Origin of the sequence: Pandoraea pneumonica (genome assembly GCF_049918595.1) — a bacterium.
Classification (GTDB): Bacteria; Pseudomonadota; Gammaproteobacteria; order Burkholderiales; family Burkholderiaceae; genus Pandoraea; species Pandoraea pneumonica_A.
The window spans coordinates 1,233,219-1,250,141 of the sequence record NZ_JBNCRZ010000001.1; the positions used below are offsets into that span (position 1 = coordinate 1,233,219).

General features: G+C 63.8%; 19 protein-coding genes and 1 pseudogene. 16 read left to right on the forward strand and 4 right to left on the reverse strand.

Annotated features, from left to right (window positions below):
- Positions 1–88: 88 nt before the first annotated feature.
- The 7 genes from cheY (at position 89) to ACPWR9_RS05655 (ending at position 7,408) form a co-directional block, all read left to right on the forward strand.
- Complete coding sequence (cheY, locus tag ACPWR9_RS05625) at positions 89–487, forward strand: chemotaxis response regulator CheY (RefSeq protein WP_042113604.1); 399 nt, start codon at positions 89–91, stop codon at positions 485–487.
- On the forward strand, positions 484–1,158 hold the full coding sequence (cheZ, locus tag ACPWR9_RS05630) for a protein phosphatase CheZ (RefSeq protein ID WP_426296613.1): 675 nt from the start codon (positions 484–486) through the stop codon (positions 1,156–1,158). The genes cheY and cheZ overlap by 4 nt, the downstream gene beginning before the upstream one ends.
- Before the next feature lie 102 nt (positions 1,159–1,260).
- Positions 1,261–2,403: a flagellar biosynthesis protein FlhB gene (gene flhB, locus ACPWR9_RS05635; RefSeq protein ID WP_150679383.1), complete on the forward strand. Its 1,143-nt coding sequence runs from the start codon at positions 1,261–1,263 to the stop codon at positions 2,401–2,403.
- Between the two features lie 3 nt (positions 2,404–2,406).
- A complete protein-coding gene (flhA, locus tag ACPWR9_RS05640; RefSeq protein WP_426296115.1) occupies positions 2,407–4,512 on the forward strand; it encodes a flagellar biosynthesis protein FlhA in 2,106 nt (701 codons plus the stop codon).
- Positions 4,509–5,801, forward strand: a complete 1,293-nt coding sequence (gene flhF / locus ACPWR9_RS05645; RefSeq protein WP_426296114.1) for a flagellar biosynthesis protein FlhF — start codon at positions 4,509–4,511, stop codon at positions 5,799–5,801. Before flhA ends, flhF begins: the two co-directional genes overlap by 4 nt.
- Positions 5,794–6,642 carry a MinD/ParA family ATP-binding protein gene (locus ACPWR9_RS05650; RefSeq protein ID WP_426296113.1) on the forward strand — a complete coding sequence of 283 codons (849 nt, stop codon included), beginning with the start codon at positions 5,794–5,796 and terminating at the stop codon, positions 6,640–6,642. The genes flhF and ACPWR9_RS05650 overlap by 8 nt, the downstream gene beginning before the upstream one ends.
- 37 nt (positions 6,643–6,679) lie before the next feature.
- Positions 6,680–7,408 carry an RNA polymerase sigma factor FliA gene (locus ACPWR9_RS05655; RefSeq protein WP_150679379.1) on the forward strand — a complete coding sequence of 243 codons (729 nt, stop codon included), beginning with the start codon at positions 6,680–6,682 and terminating at the stop codon, positions 7,406–7,408.
- A gap of 30 nt (positions 7,409–7,438) precedes the next feature.
- Here the strand turns inward: ACPWR9_RS05655 and ACPWR9_RS05660 are convergent, their stop codons facing one another.
- Positions 7,439–7,690: a CBU_0592 family membrane protein gene (locus tag ACPWR9_RS05660; protein ID WP_426296112.1), complete on the reverse strand. Its 252-nt coding sequence runs from the start codon at positions 7,688–7,690 to the stop codon at positions 7,439–7,441.
- A gap of 126 nt (positions 7,691–7,816) precedes the next feature.
- Between ACPWR9_RS05660 and ACPWR9_RS05665 the strand changes: the two are divergent.
- A pseudogene (locus ACPWR9_RS05665) lies at positions 7,817–8,041 on the forward strand (hypothetical protein); the annotation flags it as partial.
- Here the strand turns inward: ACPWR9_RS05665 and ACPWR9_RS05670 are convergent.
- The 3 genes from ACPWR9_RS05670 to flgA all read right to left on the reverse strand — a co-directional run bounded on the left by ACPWR9_RS05670 (position 8,040) and on the right by flgA (position 10,012).
- The gene (locus ACPWR9_RS05670; RefSeq protein ID WP_426296111.1) at positions 8,040–8,498 is read right to left on the reverse strand and encodes a flagella synthesis protein FlgN; all 459 of its coding nucleotides are present in this window, start codon (positions 8,496–8,498) and stop codon (positions 8,040–8,042) included. The pseudogene ACPWR9_RS05665 and the gene ACPWR9_RS05670 sit on opposite strands and share 2 nt — an antisense overlap.
- On the reverse strand, positions 8,495–8,830 hold the full coding sequence (flgM, locus tag ACPWR9_RS05675) for a flagellar biosynthesis anti-sigma factor FlgM (RefSeq protein WP_150679377.1): 336 nt from the start codon (positions 8,828–8,830) through the stop codon (positions 8,495–8,497). Before flgM ends, ACPWR9_RS05670 begins: the two co-directional genes overlap by 4 nt.
- A gap of 126 nt (positions 8,831–8,956) precedes the next feature.
- A complete protein-coding gene (flgA, locus tag ACPWR9_RS05680) occupies positions 8,957–10,012 on the reverse strand; it encodes a flagellar basal body P-ring formation chaperone FlgA (RefSeq protein ID WP_426296110.1) in 1,056 nt (351 codons plus the stop codon).
- A gap of 371 nt (positions 10,013–10,383) precedes the next feature.
- Here flgA and flgB point away from each other — a divergent pair, with 371 nt between their 5' ends.
- From flgB to ACPWR9_RS05720, 8 genes are all read left to right on the forward strand, one after another.
- Positions 10,384–10,824 (forward strand): flagellar basal body rod protein FlgB, encoded by a 441-nt coding sequence (gene flgB / locus ACPWR9_RS05685; RefSeq protein WP_426296612.1) that lies wholly within the window; start codon positions 10,384–10,386, stop codon positions 10,822–10,824.
- Between the two features lie 5 nt (positions 10,825–10,829).
- Entirely contained in the window at positions 10,830–11,234 is a 405-nt protein-coding gene (gene flgC, locus ACPWR9_RS05690; RefSeq protein ID WP_150679374.1) for a flagellar basal body rod protein FlgC, read from the forward strand.
- Between the two features lie 21 nt (positions 11,235–11,255).
- The gene (gene flgD, locus ACPWR9_RS05695) at positions 11,256–11,990 is read left to right on the forward strand and encodes a flagellar hook assembly protein FlgD (RefSeq protein ID WP_150679373.1); all 735 of its coding nucleotides are present in this window, start codon (positions 11,256–11,258) and stop codon (positions 11,988–11,990) included.
- Between the two features lie 98 nt (positions 11,991–12,088).
- Positions 12,089–13,345: a flagellar hook protein FlgE gene (gene flgE / locus ACPWR9_RS05700; protein ID WP_426296109.1), complete on the forward strand. Its 1,257-nt coding sequence runs from the start codon at positions 12,089–12,091 to the stop codon at positions 13,343–13,345.
- Between the two features lie 40 nt (positions 13,346–13,385).
- Positions 13,386–14,129, forward strand: a complete 744-nt coding sequence (locus ACPWR9_RS05705) for a flagellar basal body rod protein FlgF (RefSeq protein ID WP_426296108.1) — start codon at positions 13,386–13,388, stop codon at positions 14,127–14,129.
- Positions 14,130–14,187: 58 nt separating this feature from the next.
- Positions 14,188–14,970 carry a flagellar basal-body rod protein FlgG gene (gene flgG, locus ACPWR9_RS05710; protein WP_150679370.1) on the forward strand — a complete coding sequence of 261 codons (783 nt, stop codon included), beginning with the start codon at positions 14,188–14,190 and terminating at the stop codon, positions 14,968–14,970.
- A 51-nt stretch (positions 14,971–15,021) separates the two neighbouring features.
- Entirely contained in the window at positions 15,022–15,735 is a 714-nt protein-coding gene (locus tag ACPWR9_RS05715) for a flagellar basal body L-ring protein FlgH (RefSeq protein WP_426296107.1), read from the forward strand.
- Entirely contained in the window at positions 15,735–16,922 is a 1,188-nt protein-coding gene (locus tag ACPWR9_RS05720) for a flagellar basal body P-ring protein FlgI (RefSeq protein ID WP_150679368.1), read from the forward strand. The genes ACPWR9_RS05715 and ACPWR9_RS05720 overlap by 1 nt, the downstream gene beginning before the upstream one ends.
- Position 16,923: the final 1 nt, after the last annotated feature.

Below are 16,923 nucleotides of genomic sequence, written 5' to 3' on the forward strand. Positions count from 1 at the left end.
CGGGCACTCAGGGCACTGAGATGCTGCGTGCAAGGCCCCATGAAATGGCGCCGGGCCCCCAAGGGGCGCCGGCCGAATTGGAGTGATGATGGTAGACAAGAACATGAAGTTTCTGGTCGTCGACGATTTCCCGACGATGCGCCGGATTGTGCGAAACCTGCTCAAGGAGCTGGGTTTCTCGAACGTCGACGAGGCCGAAGACGGTGCGGCGGCGCTTGCCAAGCTGCGCGGCGGCAGTTTCGAATTCGTGGTCTCGGACTGGAACATGCCGAACATGGACGGCCTGACGATGCTCCAGCAGATTCGTGCCGATCCGAACCTCTCGAAGCTGCCGGTGCTCATGGTGACCGCCGAAGCCAAGAAGGAAAACATCATCGCCGCCGCCCAAGCCGGTGCGAGCGGGTACGTGGTCAAGCCGTTCACGGCCGCGACACTCGATGAGAAGCTGGGCAAGATCTTCGAGAAAATGGAAAAAACGGGGGCCTGAGCGTGACCCACGAGGCGAGCACTGAATGGCCGGTCGAGCCCAACGGGGCCGCGCCGGCAGGAGACCCGGCCGAGCGCATGCTCATGCGCATCGGGCAATTGACGCGCATGCTGCGCGACAATCTGCGCGAACTCGGCCTGGACAAACAACTCGAGCAAGCCGCTGAGGCAATTCCGGATGCGCGCGACCGATTGAACTACGTCGCGACCATGACGGAACAGGCCGCCGTGCGTGCGCTCACCGCGATCGAGCTGGCCAAGCCGATTCAGGACCGTCTCGAAGCCGACGCCAACGCGCTCGACGAGCGCTGGGCCAAGTGGTTCGACCAGCCGCTCGAACTCGAAGACGCGCGCAAGCTGGTCACCGAGACGCGCGGTTACCTGCGTCGGGTGCCCGAAGACACCCGCGAGACCAATGCCCATCTGATGGAAATCATGATGGCGCAGGACTTCCAGGATCTGACCGGACAGGTCATCAAGAAGATCATGGAAGTGGTGCAGGAGATCGAGAAGCATCTGCTCCAGACGCTGCTCGAGAACATGCCGCCGGAAAAGCGCAAGGAAGCGGAAGACTCTCTGCTCAACGGTCCGCAGATCAAAAAAGAAGGTCGCACGGACATCGTGTCCGATCAAGGACAGGTCGACGACCTGCTCGCCAGCCTCGGGTTCTGAAATACCGCCCATTCCCGCCTCTATTCCCCCCTTTGTGTCTTGACGGTTACGGACATAATCGGTCGGGATAGGGTGGGTCTGTCCGCCCGACGTGGATAGGGCATGGCTGAGGAAAGCGATCTCGAAAAATCGGAACCCGCGTCTCCCCGGCGTCTTGAAAAGGCGCGCGAGGAGGGGCAGGTTGCGCGTTCGCGCGAGCTATCCACCTTTGCCTTGCTAGCTGCCGGTGTCGCCGGGATGTGGATGACCGCCGACCGTATCTCGCAAGGCTTCGCCCAGTTGATGCGCCACGGCATGCAATTCGAGCCGGGCACCGCGCTCGACACCCATCGCATGCTGGCCAATGCCGCCCACTCGGGCGCCGACGCCCTCATGGTCATCGCCCCGCTGCTCGGCCTGCTCGTGCTGGCCGCTCTGGCTGCGCCCATGGCACTGGGCGGCTGGCTCTTCACCACCAAATCGCTTGCCCCCAATTTCGGCCGCCTCAACCCCCTCAAGGGGCTGGGCCGCATGTTTTCTACGCAGGGGCTGGTCGAACTGATCAAGGCGATCGCCAAGACGCTACTCGTCGGCTCGGTGGCCTACTGGGCGATTGCCCGTGACCGCGACGCCGTGATGGGCCTGATGACCCAGTCGCCGCGCGTGGCACTGCCGCACGTGGGCGAGATGATCGTGGTGTGCTGCGCGTTCATCGTCATGTCGCTGCTGTTGGTGGCGGCCATCGATATTCCGTTCCAGCTCTGGCAGCACTACAAGAAACTGCGCATGACCAAAGAGGAAGTGCGCCAGGAAAACAAGGAAACCGAGGGCGATCCGCACGTCAAGGCGCAAATCCGCCAGTTGCAGCGCCAGGCGGCGCGCCGGCGCATGATGCAGGACGTGCCGAAGGCCGACGTGATCGTCACCAACCCGACGCACTTTGCCGTCGCGCTGGAATACAAAGACAACATGCGCGCACCGCGCGTGCTCGCCAAGGGCACCGATCTGGTCGCGCAACGCATCCGTGAAATGGGCGTGGAGCATCGCATTCCGATTCTCGAAGCCCCGCCGCTCGCCCGTGCGCTGCACAAGCACGTGGAAATCGGTCATGAAATCCCGGCCACGCTCTATACGGCAGTGGCCGAAGTGCTCGCGTGGGTCTTCCAGCTTCGCCGCTGGCGTAACGAGGGGGGCGCTGAGCCGCGTACCCCGTCGGATCTGCCGGTCCCGGCTGAACTCGACGCGCCGCCGCGCGCCGGAGCATAACGAATGAACCTCAACCCTCGCGCGAACCAGTTTCTGCGCTCGTCGCAAACGTTGCTCGGCGGCAACCTGAAGTCGCTCGCCGCGCCGGTATTGATCGTCATGATTCTGGGCATGATGATCCTTCCGTTGCCGCCGTTCATCCTGGATCTGCTCTTTACGTTCAACATCGCGCTGGCGGTGATGGTGCTGCTGGTGAGCATGTACACCCAGAAGCCGCTCGACTTCGCGGCGTTCCCGAGTGTGCTGCTGTTCTCCACGCTGTTGCGCCTGTCGCTGAACGTGGCGTCCACGCGGGTGGTGCTGCTCGAAGGTCACACCGGGCCCGACGCGGCCGGTAAGGTGATCGAGGCGTTCGGCCACTTCCTGGTGGGCGGCAACTACGCCGTGGGTATCGTGGTGTTCATCATCCTGGTGGTCATCAACTTCATGGTGATTACCAAGGGCGCGGGCCGTATCGCCGAAGTGGGCGCACGTTTTACCTTGGACGCCATGCCGGGTAAGCAGATGGCTATCGACGCCGACCTGAACGCCGGCCTGATCGGGGAAGACGAAGCCCGCAAGCGCCGCACGGTAATCGCGCAAGAAGCCGACTTTTACGGCTCGATGGACGGCGCATCGAAGTTCGTGCGCGGCGACGCCGTGGCGGGCTTGATGATCATGGTCATCAACATCGTCGGCGGGTTGATCGTCGGTGTGGCGCAGCACGGGCTGGACATCGGCACGGCAGCCAAGAACTACACGCTGCTGACGATCGGTGACGGTCTGGTCGCACAGATTCCGGCGCTGGTGATCTCGACCGCCGCCGGTGTGGTCGTCTCGCGTGTGGCTACCGACGAAGACATCGGTCAGCAGGTCGTCTCGCAACTGTTCAACAACCCGCGCGTGCTGGGCATTACCGCCGCAATTCTTGGGTTGATGGGCCTGATTCCGGGCATGCCGCACTTTGCCTTCCTGGTGCTGGCCGTCGGTCTGGGCGCACTGGCCCGTTGGCAGTTCCAGCGCACCGAGCGCGCCAAGCAAGAGTCGACGCGTCCGACGCCGGTCGCGACCTCCGCACCCGCCGAAGTGGCCGAAGCGTCGTGGGACGACGTGGCACTGGTCGATCCGCTGGGGCTGGAAGTCGGTTACCGCCTGATTCCGCTGGTCGACCGCAATCAGGACGGCGAACTGCTCAAGCGCATCAAGGGCATCCGCAAGAAATTCGCGCAGGAAATCGGCTTCCTCGCGCCGGTGGTGCACATTCGCGACAATCTGGAACTGCGCCCCAATCAATACCGCATCACGCTCAAGGGCGTGATCATCGGCGAAGGCGAAGCGTACCCGGGCCAACTGCTCGCCATCGATCCGGGGCAGGTGAGTGCGCCGCTGCAAGGCACGCCCACGCGCGACCCGGCGTTCGGTTTGCCCGCCACGTGGATCGACGTGGGGCAACGCGATCAAGCGCAGGCTTACGGTTACACGGTGGTCGATGCCGGTACGGTCGTCGCCACGCACTTGAATCACCTGATCAACGGTCACGCGCACGAATTGTTGGGGCGTCAGGAAGTGCAGCAGCTTATCGAGCGGATCGGCAAAGATGCGCCGAAGCTCATCGAAGATCTGGTGCCGAAGACGGTCACGCTCAACGTGCTGCAAAAGGTGTTGCAGAATCTGCTCGAAGAGCAGGTGCCGATTCGCGACATGCGCACCATCATCGATGCCATCTCGGAACACGGTGCACGGGTGCAAGATCCGCACGAACTCACGGCGCTGGTGCGCCTGTCGCTGGGCCGGGCGATCACACAGAGCGTCTTCCCGGGCAACGGCGACCTCGAAGTGGTGGGGCTGGACGCCAATCTCGAACGCATTCTGACGCAGGCGTTGTCTGCTGGCGGTGGCACCGGCCTGGAGCCGGGCCTCGCCGACACGCTGCTGCGCGAAACACAGGCTGCCGTGACGCGTCAGGAGCGTCAGGGGCTGCCACCTGTCTTGCTGGTTCAACATCCGCTGCGTTCGCTGCTCTCGCGCTTCTTGCGCCGCAGCCTGCCGCAGCTCAAGGTTCTGTCGTATGCGGAAGTGCCTGACACACGCAACGTGAAAATGACGGCACTCATCGGAGGTCAAGCGTGAAGATTCGTAAATTCTTTGCGGGCACGTGCCGCGACGCACTGCGCCAGATTCGCGAGGAAATCGGACCCGATGCGGTCGTGTTGTCCAACCGCTCGGTCGCCAACGGCGTTGAAATTGTGGCGCTCGCGGAAGAAGATCTGGACGCACTGGCCGGGGGCGACATGCCCACCCATCGGCCACGCCCGCGTTCGGCGCAGCCCGCACAGCCAGTGGCGGCGACGCCAGCCGTGCCTGCCGCGTCTGTTTCTGCTGCGGCTTCCGCACAAGACGCCGCAGCGGCCAGCGCGTTCGCGCAGAGCATGATGGGCGAGCTCCAGTCCATGCGGGGCTTGCTCGAAGAGCAGGTGGCGGGGCTGGTGTGGAACGACAAACAGCGCCGCTCCCCGGCACAGGGCGAGATTCTGCGCACGCTGCTTGCCGCCGGGTTCTCGGCGCAACTGGGCCGCGCGCTACTCGAACATTTGCCGGAAGGCAGCGACCGCGACGCCGGGCTCGACTGGGTGAAGAACGCGCTCAAGCGCAACTTGCCCGTCATGCCCAATGAAGACGAATTGATGGATCGCGGCGGCGTGTATGCGCTGATGGGTCCGACCGGCGTGGGCAAGACCACGACGACGGCGAAGCTCGCGGCGCGTTGCGTGATGCGTCACGGGGCCGAGAAGCTCGCCCTGCTCACGACCGACAGCTATCGTATCGGCGGGCACGAGCAACTGCGCATCTACGGCAAGATTCTCGGCGTGACGGTGCATGCGGTGAAAGACGCGACCGATCTGCGTCTGGCGCTCACCGAGCTGCGCAACAAGCATATGGTGTTGATCGACACGGTGGGCATGAGCCAGCGCGACCGCACGGTGCCGGAGCAAGTGGCGATGCTGTGCGGGGCGGAAACGCCGGTGCAGCGCCTATTGCTGCTCAATGCGACGAGTCATGGCGATACGCTCAACGAAGTGGTGCATGCGTACCGTAGCGCGAGCGCGGAAGGTGGCGGCGATCTGGCCGGGTGTATTCTGACGAAGCTCGACGAGACGACGAACCTCGGTTCGGTGCTCGATACGGTGATTCGTCACCGTCTGCCGGTGCATTACGTGTCGACGGGGCAGCGCGTGCCGGAGAATCTGCACGTGGCGGATCGGCAGTTCCTGATCGATACGGCGTTGTCGGCACCGGTGACCGGTTCGCCGTTCGTGCCGTCGGAGGAAGATTTGCCGGCGGTGGTGCGCGGCGTCGATCCTAATTACAGCGGGCTGTTTGCGCCCGCCCAACCTTCAGGCGAGGCCTGCTTTGGTTAAACTCGTACTCGATCAAGCCGAAGGACTGCGCCGGTTGGTGGCGCGCCATACTACGCGCGTTGTCGCTGTGGTGGGGAGTACGCCTGAAGCCGGTCAGACGAGTGTTGCCCTGAATCTGGCCAGCGCGCTGGCCCATCACGGTCAGGATGTGGTGCTGGCCGACGAGAGCGGTCATGCCGCGCCTGCGATGGGGTTGCCGCTGCGTGGCGACATTCACGACGTACTGGCTGGGCGCGTTTCGCCCGATGCCGTGCGAGTGAGCACGCGCGATAACTTCGTGCTGGTGCCGGTGGCGCATCGTCATCCTGAGCGCATCGACCCGCTTCGGGCGATGCCGTTGCTCACGGTGGGCGATCCGGATGTGGTGGTGATCGATTGCACGCATGCGGGGGCGTTATTGAGCCCATTGGCGGCGCATGCCCACGACGTGCTGGTGGTGTTGGGGCGTGAGCCGGCGTCGATCACGGGGGCGTACTCGTGGATCAAGCAGGCGCATTTCGAATATGCATTGGCGCAGTTCCGGGTGTTGGTGAACCGCGCCGAGGATGTGGAAGCGCGAGTGGTGTGCCGGAATTTGGCCACGACCGCGAGCCGGTATCTGGCGGTGTCGCTGGAGCTGGCGGGGCATGTGCCGACGGATCGGCAGGTACTGCGTGCGCGTCAGTTGACGCGTACGGTGGTCGATGCGTTCCCGATGGCACCGGCGGCGGTGGCCTATCGTCAATTGGCGGCGCAGGTGATGCATTGGCCGTTGGCTGCGCGCGAGACGGTGGCTGCGGGCATGGCCGATGTGGGCGAGATGGCGCATGGCGTGGGCGCATTGCCTGCGCACAGCGCCTGAGCCGCACGGCACGCGTCGAGAGGAAGCGGAGGGAAACATGTATACCGCGCGCGGGAAGGTCGACACGAACGACACGCTGACCCAATACGCGCCGTTGGTGCGCCGGCTGGCGCTGCAATTGATGGCGAAGCTGCCGGCGAGCGTTGAGCTCGAGGATTTGATTCAGGCCGGCATGCTGGGGCTGCTCGATGCGGCGAACCGGTATCAGGAGACGCAGGGCGCGCAGTTCGAGACGTATGCGAGCCAGCGGATTCGCGGTGCGATGCTCGATGAATTGCGCGAGCTGGATTGGGCGTCACGCGGCATTCGCAAGACGGCGCGTCAGATCGAGCAGGCGGTGCAGCGGCTGGAGCAGCGGCTGGGGCGGGGTCCGTCCGAGAGCGAGATTGCGGGCGAGATGTCGATCGGGCTGACTGAGTATCAGCAGATGTTGCAGGATGTGCACGGCTGTCAGCTGATCTATTACGAAGATTTCGAATCGGCGGACGAAGAGCCGTTTATCGACCGCATTTGTGCGGACCCGGGCGCGGATCCGCTCACGATGCTGCTCGACGAGGGCTTGCGTCATGGCGTGGTCGATGCGATCGACCGGCTGCCCGATCGCGAGAAGTTGCTGATGAGCCTGTACTACGAGCAGGGGTTGAACCTGCGCGAAATCGGTGCGGTGCTCGAAGTGAGCGAGTCGCGGGTGTGCCAACTGCACAGCCAGGCAATTTCGCGCTTGCGCGCGACGCTGCGCGATAAGGCTTGGACGTCGGCGGGTTAAAGCGTTTCCTCGTTCGGAATTGAAAAGCCCTCAGGTGCGTGAGCGTCTGAGGGCTTTTTGCAATCCGTAGAGACTGATCGCACCCCAAAAAATCTCGATCAATATGGATGCCGGATTGGGGTTGCCGACGAGAGGCACCAAGATAAAAACGCAGCCGACGAGATTGATGGCGGGAAAGTGCCAATGGGTTGATGCGAGCTTGCCGCTTTGATTCAGGAGGTAGGCCGTCACTACGAGTGCTGCGCCAGATACACCGATGACATCGGGCAGAAATGCGGGCATGACTGGGTATTAGGTAGTCCGATGATCGGGAGATTACGCCACCCCGCCCCCGACGTGCTGCGAGTCAAAGATTTTTCGGACAATTCGCGGTTGAAGCGCCGTGACCGATCCCGGCATCATTGCCGCATGACTTCACCCCCGAAAACCCACCGCCAGCTTTCGGCGCTTGCCGCCGCCGACCAATACACCTACCGACTGACCTGGTCGCCAGAAGACAACGAGCACGTTGGCCTGTGCGCCGAGTTTCCGTCGTTGTCGTGGCTAGATGCCACGCCAGACGGCGCACTGAACGGTATTCAGAAGGTAGTGGCCGAAGTGTTGGCCGAGATGCAGATGAGTGGTGAGGCGGTTACGCCGTCACACTCCCACCGCTAGAGCGCGGCGTGGTGCGGCCGTCGGGGCCGTAGAGGGGGGCGTTTTGTTCCGGGCCGTACAGCACGTTCAGCGCTTGCTGCGTGTACGTCAGACGGGTGCGGATAAGTACGCCATTCGTGTCGTTGGCGCGCTTGGCCTCCGCAGCAGCAGCCAGCAGCGCTTGCCACGCAGCGCCCAGATTCGCGTCGCTGGCGGCCGCTGCCGTAGCACCCGCTTCATCCGGCGAAAAACCCAAGGCTTGCAACTGCGAATCGCGCTCGCGGCCAAGTGCCGCGAGATCGCTGACCGCGCGCGTCTTGCGCTCGGTCAGCTCGGGCAACGCGTCGAGCGTGCCGCTCACCAATGCCTGCTGTTCCTCGTCGAGCAACGCCGTGAACGCACTGATGGCGTTCGTCTCGGCGGTGAGGGCGTTCAGCAGGGCTTCGGTTGTCATGACTTCGATTGCGTAGAGAGCAGGTCGCGTGCGGTCGAAATGAGGCCGTCCGCAATTTTGCTCGGATCGATGGTGAGTCGCCCTTCCGCGATCGCTTGCTTGATCTCGGACACCTTGGCGACGTCGATATCGGCCGACCCCGTCTGAGCCAGCGCCGCTTGCAAGGCGCGCATCTCCGACGACAACGGACTCGTGCTCACGTTCGCATCGCTGCCGGCCACAGGCGTAGCCGCGCCGTCGGCGCTCGCAGTGCCGACGCTCGTCCGATCGGTCGCCGCGCCCTTTGCCGGGCCGACGCCATTCAACGGATTGGCGGGTGGTTCGATTTTCATGTGCTTTCCCCAGAAACCTGCCTGTGTAACGGCATTATCCGCCATAACTTTAGGCAAGTAACATCCTGTTACCAGTTCAAGTGCCCGGGTGAATTCAGCAAATTCTTGTTGAGAGTAAATGCTTACTTACAGTGCAACCTCGACCTCGATGTTGCCTTGTTTGTTGCTCTTGACGGTGCCACTAATGACCTGACCGGCCCGTGTGCGCACCTGCACCGGGTCGCCCGCACTGGCGCGCGAGAGCACCTGGCCCTCGGTGCTCACTTCGAAGCCCGTGCCACGCGTCACTACGCGCACGGTTTGGCCCTGCTGCACGGCAATGGCACTGCGCAGCAAGTCGGAGCGGATCGGCAGGCCCGACGTAATTCGGTTCACCGCCACGGTGCCGACAATTTGTCCGGCGTCGGTAGCCACGGTGCGCGGCAGCAGGGTCAGGTCACCCTGACGCGGCGACAAATCGTTCGGGCCGATGGTCTCGCCCGGATTGATCTGGCGCGCCGCTACGAAATAGGTCGCGGTGATGCTCACGCGTGCTTGCAGATAGAGCGTCCACGGACGCTCGCCCGCACAACGCACACCCACGGTCGTCGAGCCCCACAGGCGCGCGCCGGGCGGCAGGAACGGCTCGAGCGCGCCGCAAGCGGGCATGCGCTCGGAGACGGCGTCCCCGACGGTGATCTTCACTTGCCCGGGCAAGCCGGTCGTCTGCTCGCGCAAGAACCGCTCGGCGGTCTGCCGCACGACTTCGGTGTTCTGGAACTGGGAATTGACCGGTTGCGCCGTCGCGACAGGCTGCGGTGCCGCGCCCTGTCCGGTGGCGACGCCTGCGTTGGTGCTGTAAGCGCCGTTGGCATTCGCCGGATACCCGGGATTGGCATTGACCGTTGCGACCGGCCGCGCATTCGTCGGCACATTCGCCGGTACGTTCGTCGCCACACCACCCGCCGCGGCATTGTTGCCGGGGATGACGATAGCGCCAGGGCCAAGGGTGTCGCCGAGATTTTGTGCAGAAGGGTCCGTCGCAATGCCGGCGTTGGCCGCATAGGCCACAGGCAGCGCACCGGCCAAGACCAGCACCGATGCCAACAGGCCGGAGCGCAGTACGGCCGAGCGCCGGCCACCCCGCAGCGCCAGTCGCGCGCGGAAGGCCAAGGCGGAACTGCCGCCGAACTTGCCAGCCATGCTCACTCTCCTTCGCGTCGCGGCACGCTTGCGCGAGCGCCACACGTTTCAACCATCCGGGACATCGCGCCCCTCGTCAGAAGCCGACAGCACCGGGCAGTGTTCCTGTGCCTGGGGGGCGAACCCCGCCCGATGCCGTCAGGAAGCCATTCTAGAGACGTCCGGCACCGGGCCATGGGCCGAAATGGCGGTCAATACCCTTGCTATTCCTCCGATTGAACATCGGGGGTGAGGCATACGATGCGAAGCATGCCAAAAGGTCCGTACTTTTTCCGGACCCGGCAGGGCATCCCGTCTGCGCGCACTCGTGAGCCGCACAGACGACTTATTCAGCAGTACCGGGCATCAAGGCAAGCATCGAGCGAGGCGAGATCATGGACAAACTGGACGCGGCAATGCGGTTCAATCAGCAGGCATTAGCCATGCGCGCCTATCGTCAGGAAGTCATTTCCTCGAACATCGCCAATGCCGATACCCCGGGCTACAAAGCGCGTGACCTCGATTTCAACAACGCGTTGAATCAGGCGGTCGAGCGCGGCGCCCAGCAGCAACTGGCCACCGAGTCGAGCGTGTCGCTCTCGCGCACCTCCTCGCGCCACATCGCAGCCCGCGCCACTACGCCGGCGCCTGCCATCGGCGGCCCCGATTTGATGTACCGCGTGCCGTATCAACAAAGCGTGGACGGCAACACCGTCGAGCTCGACGCCGAACGGGTGAACTTCGCCGACAACGCCGTGCACTACCAAACGGGCCTCACGGTCCTCTCCAGCCAGATCAAGACGATGCTGGCGGCCATCACGAGTCAAGGGTAAGCGCCATGCCACTCATGAGCATTTTCGATGTCGCCGGCTCGGCCATGACGGCCCAGTCGCAGCGCATGAACGTCACCGCCAGCAACCTGGCCAACGCCGAGTCGGTGACCGGCCCGGACGGCCAGCCGTACCGCGCCAAGCAGGTGGTGTTTCAGGTCAACCCGGTGACGGGCTCGGAAGTCGGTGGCGTGAAGGTGGCCGGGGTGGTCGAAGACCCGTCGCCGCTCAAGACCGTCTACGACCCGAAGAACCCGGCGGCCAACGCCCAGGGCTACGTCACGATGCCCAACGTCAATCCGGTGGAGGAGATGGTCAACATGATCTCCGCCTCCCGCTCCTATCAGGCCAACGTCGAGGCGCTCAACACCGCCAAGACGCTGATGCTCAAAACCCTCACGGTCGGCCAATAAGCAGCCGCGCGGAGACCAGAAATGGCAAGTATCAATACATCGAACGCGTCGAACTTCTCACAGAACTTCCTCGATTCGATCAACGGCACCGCCAACAGCAGCAGCTCGAGCTCCAAATCGTCGGCCGGCAGCGCAGACGATTTGCAGAACAGCTTCCTGAAATTGCTCGTCGCCCAGATGAACAATCAGGATCCGCTCAACCCGATGGACAACTCGCAGGTGACCTCGCAGCTCGCGCAGATCAGCACGGTCTCGGGCATCACCCAGTTGAACACCACGCTCTCGTCGGTGACCTCGCAGCTCAACTCGACGCAGAGCCTGCAAGCCGCAGCGCTGGTCGGCAAGGGCGTGCTGATCCCGGGCACCAACATCGGCGTGGGCAGCACCACGGCCACCGACGGCACCGTGACGAAGACGGCCACGCCGTTCGGCTTCGAGCTGCCGAGCGACGCCGACACCGTCACGATCCAGATCAAGGACAGCACCGGCAAGGTGGTGCGCACCGTCAATGCGGGCGCCCTCGACGCGGGTGTGCAAGCCCTCACGTGGGACGCCAAGGACGACGCGGGCAACGCGGTGGCCGACGGCAAGTACACGCTGGCGGTCACGGCTTCGGCCAACGGCAAGGCGATGACGCCGACGCTGCTCTCGTATGCACAGGTGCAAAGCGTGGTGGCCAGCACCACCGGCGCGCCGCTGCTCAACGTGGGCACGGGCTCGAACATCAAGCTCTCCGACGTGCGCGAGATTTTGTAAGACCCGAATACGTAGCAAGCGACATAACAAGCGAAGTCAGTCTTTAACCGTTTTATCGCGACCGATAGCGTCGTCAACCGAATTTCAGGAGTATCACCATGGCCTTTTCGACCGGACTGAGCGGCCTGAACGCCGCCTCCAAGGACCTGGACGTCATCGGCAACAACGTTGCCAACGCGGCGACCGTCGGCTTCAAGCAAGGTCAGGCGCAATTCGCCGACATCTACGCCAGCTCGCTGTTCGGCGCCGGCAACAACACGGTCGGTATCGGCACGCGTGTGTCGAACATCGCGCAACAGTTCACGCAGGGCGACATCACGGTCACGAACCGTCAGCTCGACCTGGCGATCTCGGGCAACGGCTTCTTCCGCGTCTCGAACGGCGGCACCATCGCCTACACGCGTAACGGCCAGTTCTCGCTCGACAAGAACGGCTACATCGTCGACGCCAACGGCGACCAGCTGACCGGCTATCTGTCCGGCCCGAACGGCATCATCAACAGCGTCTCGCCGGTCCCGCTGCAAATCCCGACGGGCGATCTGGCCCCGACGGCTACGACCACGATCACCGGTCAGTTCAACCTCGACTCGCGCAGCGCGGTGAACACCACGACGTTCTCGATCACCGATCCGAACTCGTACACGAACGGCACGTCGCTCAAGGTCTACGACTCGCTGGGCAATTCCCACGACGTGAACCTGTACTTCAAGAAGTCGGCCGTCGATCCGACCACGAACAACGCCACGTGGCAGGTCTACGCCTCGGTCGACGGCACCACGCAAATCGGCACGGGCCCGGTCGCCACGCTCACGTTCAACTCGGCCGGTAGCCTCACGGGGCAAACCGACTCGACGGGCGCCGCTGTCACCGGCCCGATCACGCTGCCGACGATTGCGTACGGCAACGGCGCCTCGGCTGGCAACATCACGATGAACCTGTCGGGCACGACGCAGTACGGCAACACCTACACGCCCAACACGCTCACGCAGAACGGCTACACGTCGGGTCGCCTGACGGGCTTCACGTTCAACGCGGACGGCACGATCGTCGGCACGTATTCGAACACGCAGTCGATGGTGCTCGGTCAAGTGGCGCTGGCCAACTTCAACAACGTGCAAGGCCTGATCCCGATGGGCAACAACCTCTGGCAAGAGTCGGCCGCCTCGGGTATCCCCATCGTCGGCGTGCCGGGCGGCACCAACATGGGCAAGCTGCAAGCCGGTGCTGTCGAAGCCTCGAACGTCGATTTGACCGCCGAACTGGTCCACATGATCACCGCGCAGCGTAACTATCAAGCCAACGCGCAGACGATCAAGACGGAAGACCAGTTGATGCAAACGATGGTGAACCTGTAAGCGGAGCGGCGCGCATGCGTAACTTGAAGGAGGGGCGTCGATGGATCGTCTGATCTATATCGCCATGGCTGGCGCGAAGCAGGCGATGGAGCAGCAATCGACCACCGCCAACAATCTGGCCAACGTCTCGACGCCGGGCTTCCGGGCCCAGCTCGCGTCGTTCCGTCAGGTACCGGTGCGCGCTGAAGACGGCGCCGCCGGTACGCGCACCTTCGTCACGACCTCGACGCCGGGCACCGATTTCACGCCCGGCGCGATGCAGCAAACGGGGCGCGCGCTCGACGTCGCCATTCAGGGTCAAGGCTGGCTGGCCGTGCGCGATGCGCAAGGCCGCGAAGCCTATACCCGTGGCGGCAACCTCGAAATGACGGCCGACGGCCAGATCACGCTGCACGGTCTGCCGGTCATGACCGACGCCGGTCCGGCCTCTGTGCCGCCAGGTGCCGCCGTGACCATCGGCACCGACGGCACGATCTCCGCACTGGGGCAGGGCGATCCGCCCAACTCGATCGCGGTGATGGGGCAATTGAAGCTGGTCAATCCGCCGGAAGGCAACCTGGTGCGCGGCGACGACGGCTTGTTCCGTACGGGCAACAACGCACCGGTGCAGGTCGACCCGAATGTCGTCGTGGTGGCGGGCTCGATCGAAAACAGCAACGTGAACCCGGTCAGTGGCCTGGTGAACATGATTTCGCAGTCGCGCGCGTTCGAGATGCAGATGAAGATGCTGCAAACGGCCGACACCAACGAACAATCCGCCAACCAGTTGCTGAACTTCAGCTAACGGGCCGACGGCGCGCCGCACAAGGCGCGCCACGACCGACCACGGGGAGAAACACCAAATGATCCGTTCGCTCTACATCGCTGCTACCGGCATGAACGCCCAGCAGACGAACATGGACGTGATTTCGAACAACCTCGCCAACACCAGCACGAACGGCTTCAAGAAAGGCCGTGCGGTGTTCGAGGACTTGCTGTACCAGACCATTCGCCAGCCCGGCGCGCAGTCGTCGCAGCAAACGCTGCTGCCTTCGGGCCTGCAACTGGGTACCGGTGTGCGTCCGGCCGCGACCGAGCGCATCTTCACCCAGGGCAACCTGACCTCGACGAGCAACGCGAAAGACGTGGCCATCAACGGCGACGGCTTCTTCCAGGTGCTCATGCCGGACGGCACGACCGCCTACACGCGCGACGGCTCGTTCCAAGTCGACAACAACGGGCAACTGGTGACGTCTTCCGGTTACCCGATTCAACCGGCGATCACGATTCCCGCCAACGCCCTGTCGCTGACCATCGCGCGCGACGGTACGGTGTCGGTGACGCAGCCGGGCAGCACGGCTAACGTGCAGATCGGTACGTTCCAGCTCGCCACGTTCATCAACAACGCCGGCCTGCAAAGCATGGGCGAGAACCTGTACGCCGAGACGGCCGCCTCGGGCGCGCCGAACGTGGCGCAGCCGGGCACCAACGGCGCGGGCGTTCTCAATCAGAACTACGTCGAAACGTCGAACGTGAACGTGGTGGAAGAACTGGTGAACATGATTCAGGCGCAGCGTGCCTACGAAATCAACTCGAAGGCCGTGACCGCGTCCGATCAGATGCTTCAGCGTCTGACGCAGATGTAAGTGGCGGCTGCCGTTATTTTTGCCGCCATTTAAGTGTTCAGGAAAGCAGACATGTCAGCTCAATCGACCGTCCCGCAACGTAGCGCAGGCCTCGCGCGGATCCTTGCGCTCGCGGCCGCCGCTATGTTGAGCGGTCTGGCGGGCTGCGCCTACGTGCCGCAAGAGCCGGTGGTGCAAGGCCCGACCACCACGCGCCCGCCGCCCCCGCCGATGGCGGCCGATCCGGAAGGCTCGATCTATCGCCCGATCTACTCGAACCGTCCGCTCTTCGAAGACCGCCGTCCGCGTAACGTGGGCGACATTCTGACGATCACGATCAACGAGAACACGGCCGCGAGCAAGAATTCGGCAGCCAACACCACCCGCGCCGGCAGCGGCACGCTCGCGCTCAATCAGATGCCGGGTGTCGTGGGCGGGGTGTTCAACAACCAGACCCTCGATGCCAGCGGCGGGAACAAGTTTGACGCCAAGGGCGCGGCCAACGCCAACAACGTGTTCTCGGGTCAGATCACCGTGACCGTGATGGAAGTGCTCGGCAACGGCAATCTCGCGGTGGCTGGCGAGAAGCAGATCGCGATCAATCAGGGCACGGAGTACATCAAGTTTTCGGGCATCGTCAGCCCGCAAACGATTTCGGGCGCGAATACCGTGCCTTCGACGCAGGTGGCCGATGCGCGCATCGAATACCGTGGTAAGGGCTACATCAACGAAGCCGAAACCATGGGCTGGCTCCAGCGCTTCTTCCTTAACGTTTCGCCGTTCTGATGTCGATCATGCCGTCCCTGTCGCGCCACGCGCCCACTTCCCGCCAGTCGCTTCGCCGCCGCCCGAACGCTCGTGCGCTCGCAAGCGCCCTGGTCGTCGCGGGCGCTGCCGGTTTCGCGTTGCTGGCCCCCGGTGCGGCCCATGCCGAACGTCTCAAGGAACTGGCGTCGATTCAAGGCGTGCGCGATAACCAGTTGATCGGTTACGGTCTCGTGGCCGGTCTCGACAACTCGGGCGACCAGACCACGCAGACGCCGTTTACCGTGCAGAGCATGACGAACATGCTCTCGCAGCTCGGCATTACGGTCGCGCCCGGCACCAACATGCAGTTGAAGAACGTCGCGGCGGTGATGGTCACGGCCACGCTCCCCGCGTTCACGCGCCCCGGCCAGCCGATCGACGTCGTCGTCTCGTCGATGGGTAACGCCAAGAGCCTGCGCGGCGGCACGCTGCTCATGACCCCGCTCAAGGGGCCGGACGGTCAGGTCTACGCGCTCGCGCAGGGCAACCTGCTCGTGGGCGGTGCCGGTGCGTCGGCCAATGGGTCGAGCGTGACGGTCAACCAGCTGGCTTCGGGCCGCATTCCGAATGGCGCCATCGTCGAGCGCAGTGTGCCGACCGCCATGGGCGGTCAGCCGGGCACGCTGCAAATGGAATTGAACACCACCGACTTCTCCACTGCCCAGCGCGTGGTCGACGCCGTGAACCGCCGCTTCGGCTACAGCACGGCACAGGCACTCGATGGCCGCGTGATTTTGCTGCGCACGCCGACCGATCCGTCGGCCCGCGTGCAGTTTCTCGCGCAGTTGGAGAGCATCGAAGTGAAGCCCGACAACTCGGCAGCGCGCGTGATTATCAACGCCCGCACCGGGTCGGTCGTGATGAACCAGAACGTGACGATCCAGCAGTGCGCCGTGGCGCACGGCAACCTGTCGGTGGTGATCGACACGCAGAACAATGTGAGCCAGCCGGCGCCGTTCTCGGGCGGGCAGACGGTGGTGGCCCCGAATTCACAAATCTCCGTCCAACAGGAGAACAACGCGCTCAAGCTGATCAAGGCGGGCGCCAACCTCGCCGACGTGGTCAAGGCGCTGAACTCGCTCGGTGCGAGCCCGGCGGACCTGATGTCGATTTTGCAGGCCATGAAGGCCTCGGGCGCCCTGCGCGCCGACCTGGAGATCATCTGAT

Excerpts from the sequence above, each read along its gene's own strand:
- cheY (WP_042113604.1), top strand. The coding sequence starts at position 89 with ATGGTAGACAAGAACATGAAGTTTCTGGTCGTCGACGATTTCCCGACG.
- ACPWR9_RS05715 (WP_426296107.1), top strand. The coding sequence starts at position 15,022 with ATGTCAGCTCAATCGACCGTCCCGCAACGTAGCGCAGGCCTCGCGCGG.
- flgM (WP_150679377.1), bottom strand. The coding sequence starts at position 8,830 with ATGAAAATCGAACCACCCGCCAATCCGTTGAATGGCGTCGGCCCGGCA.
- flgD (WP_150679373.1), top strand. The coding sequence starts at position 11,256 with ATGGCAAGTATCAATACATCGAACGCGTCGAACTTCTCACAGAACTTC.
- ACPWR9_RS05655 (WP_150679379.1), top strand. The coding sequence starts at position 6,680 with ATGTATACCGCGCGCGGGAAGGTCGACACGAACGACACGCTGACCCAA.
- flgE (WP_426296109.1), top strand. The coding sequence starts at position 12,089 with ATGGCCTTTTCGACCGGACTGAGCGGCCTGAACGCCGCCTCCAAGGAC.
- flgG (WP_150679370.1), top strand. The coding sequence starts at position 14,188 with ATGATCCGTTCGCTCTACATCGCTGCTACCGGCATGAACGCCCAGCAG.
- flgA (WP_426296110.1), bottom strand. The coding sequence starts at position 10,012 with ATGGCTGGCAAGTTCGGCGGCAGTTCCGCCTTGGCCTTCCGCGCGCGA.
- flhB (WP_150679383.1), top strand. The coding sequence starts at position 1,261 with ATGGCTGAGGAAAGCGATCTCGAAAAATCGGAACCCGCGTCTCCCCGG.
- flhA (WP_426296115.1), top strand. The coding sequence starts at position 2,407 with ATGAACCTCAACCCTCGCGCGAACCAGTTTCTGCGCTCGTCGCAAACG.
- flgC (WP_150679374.1), top strand. The coding sequence starts at position 10,830 with ATGCCACTCATGAGCATTTTCGATGTCGCCGGCTCGGCCATGACGGCC.
- ACPWR9_RS05705 (WP_426296108.1), top strand. The coding sequence starts at position 13,386 with ATGGATCGTCTGATCTATATCGCCATGGCTGGCGCGAAGCAGGCGATG.
- ACPWR9_RS05720 (WP_150679368.1), top strand. The coding sequence starts at position 15,735 with ATGTCGATCATGCCGTCCCTGTCGCGCCACGCGCCCACTTCCCGCCAG.
- ACPWR9_RS05670 (WP_426296111.1), bottom strand. The coding sequence starts at position 8,498 with ATGACAACCGAAGCCCTGCTGAACGCCCTCACCGCCGAGACGAACGCC.
- ACPWR9_RS05660 (WP_426296112.1), bottom strand. The coding sequence starts at position 7,690 with ATGCCCGCATTTCTGCCCGATGTCATCGGTGTATCTGGCGCAGCACTC.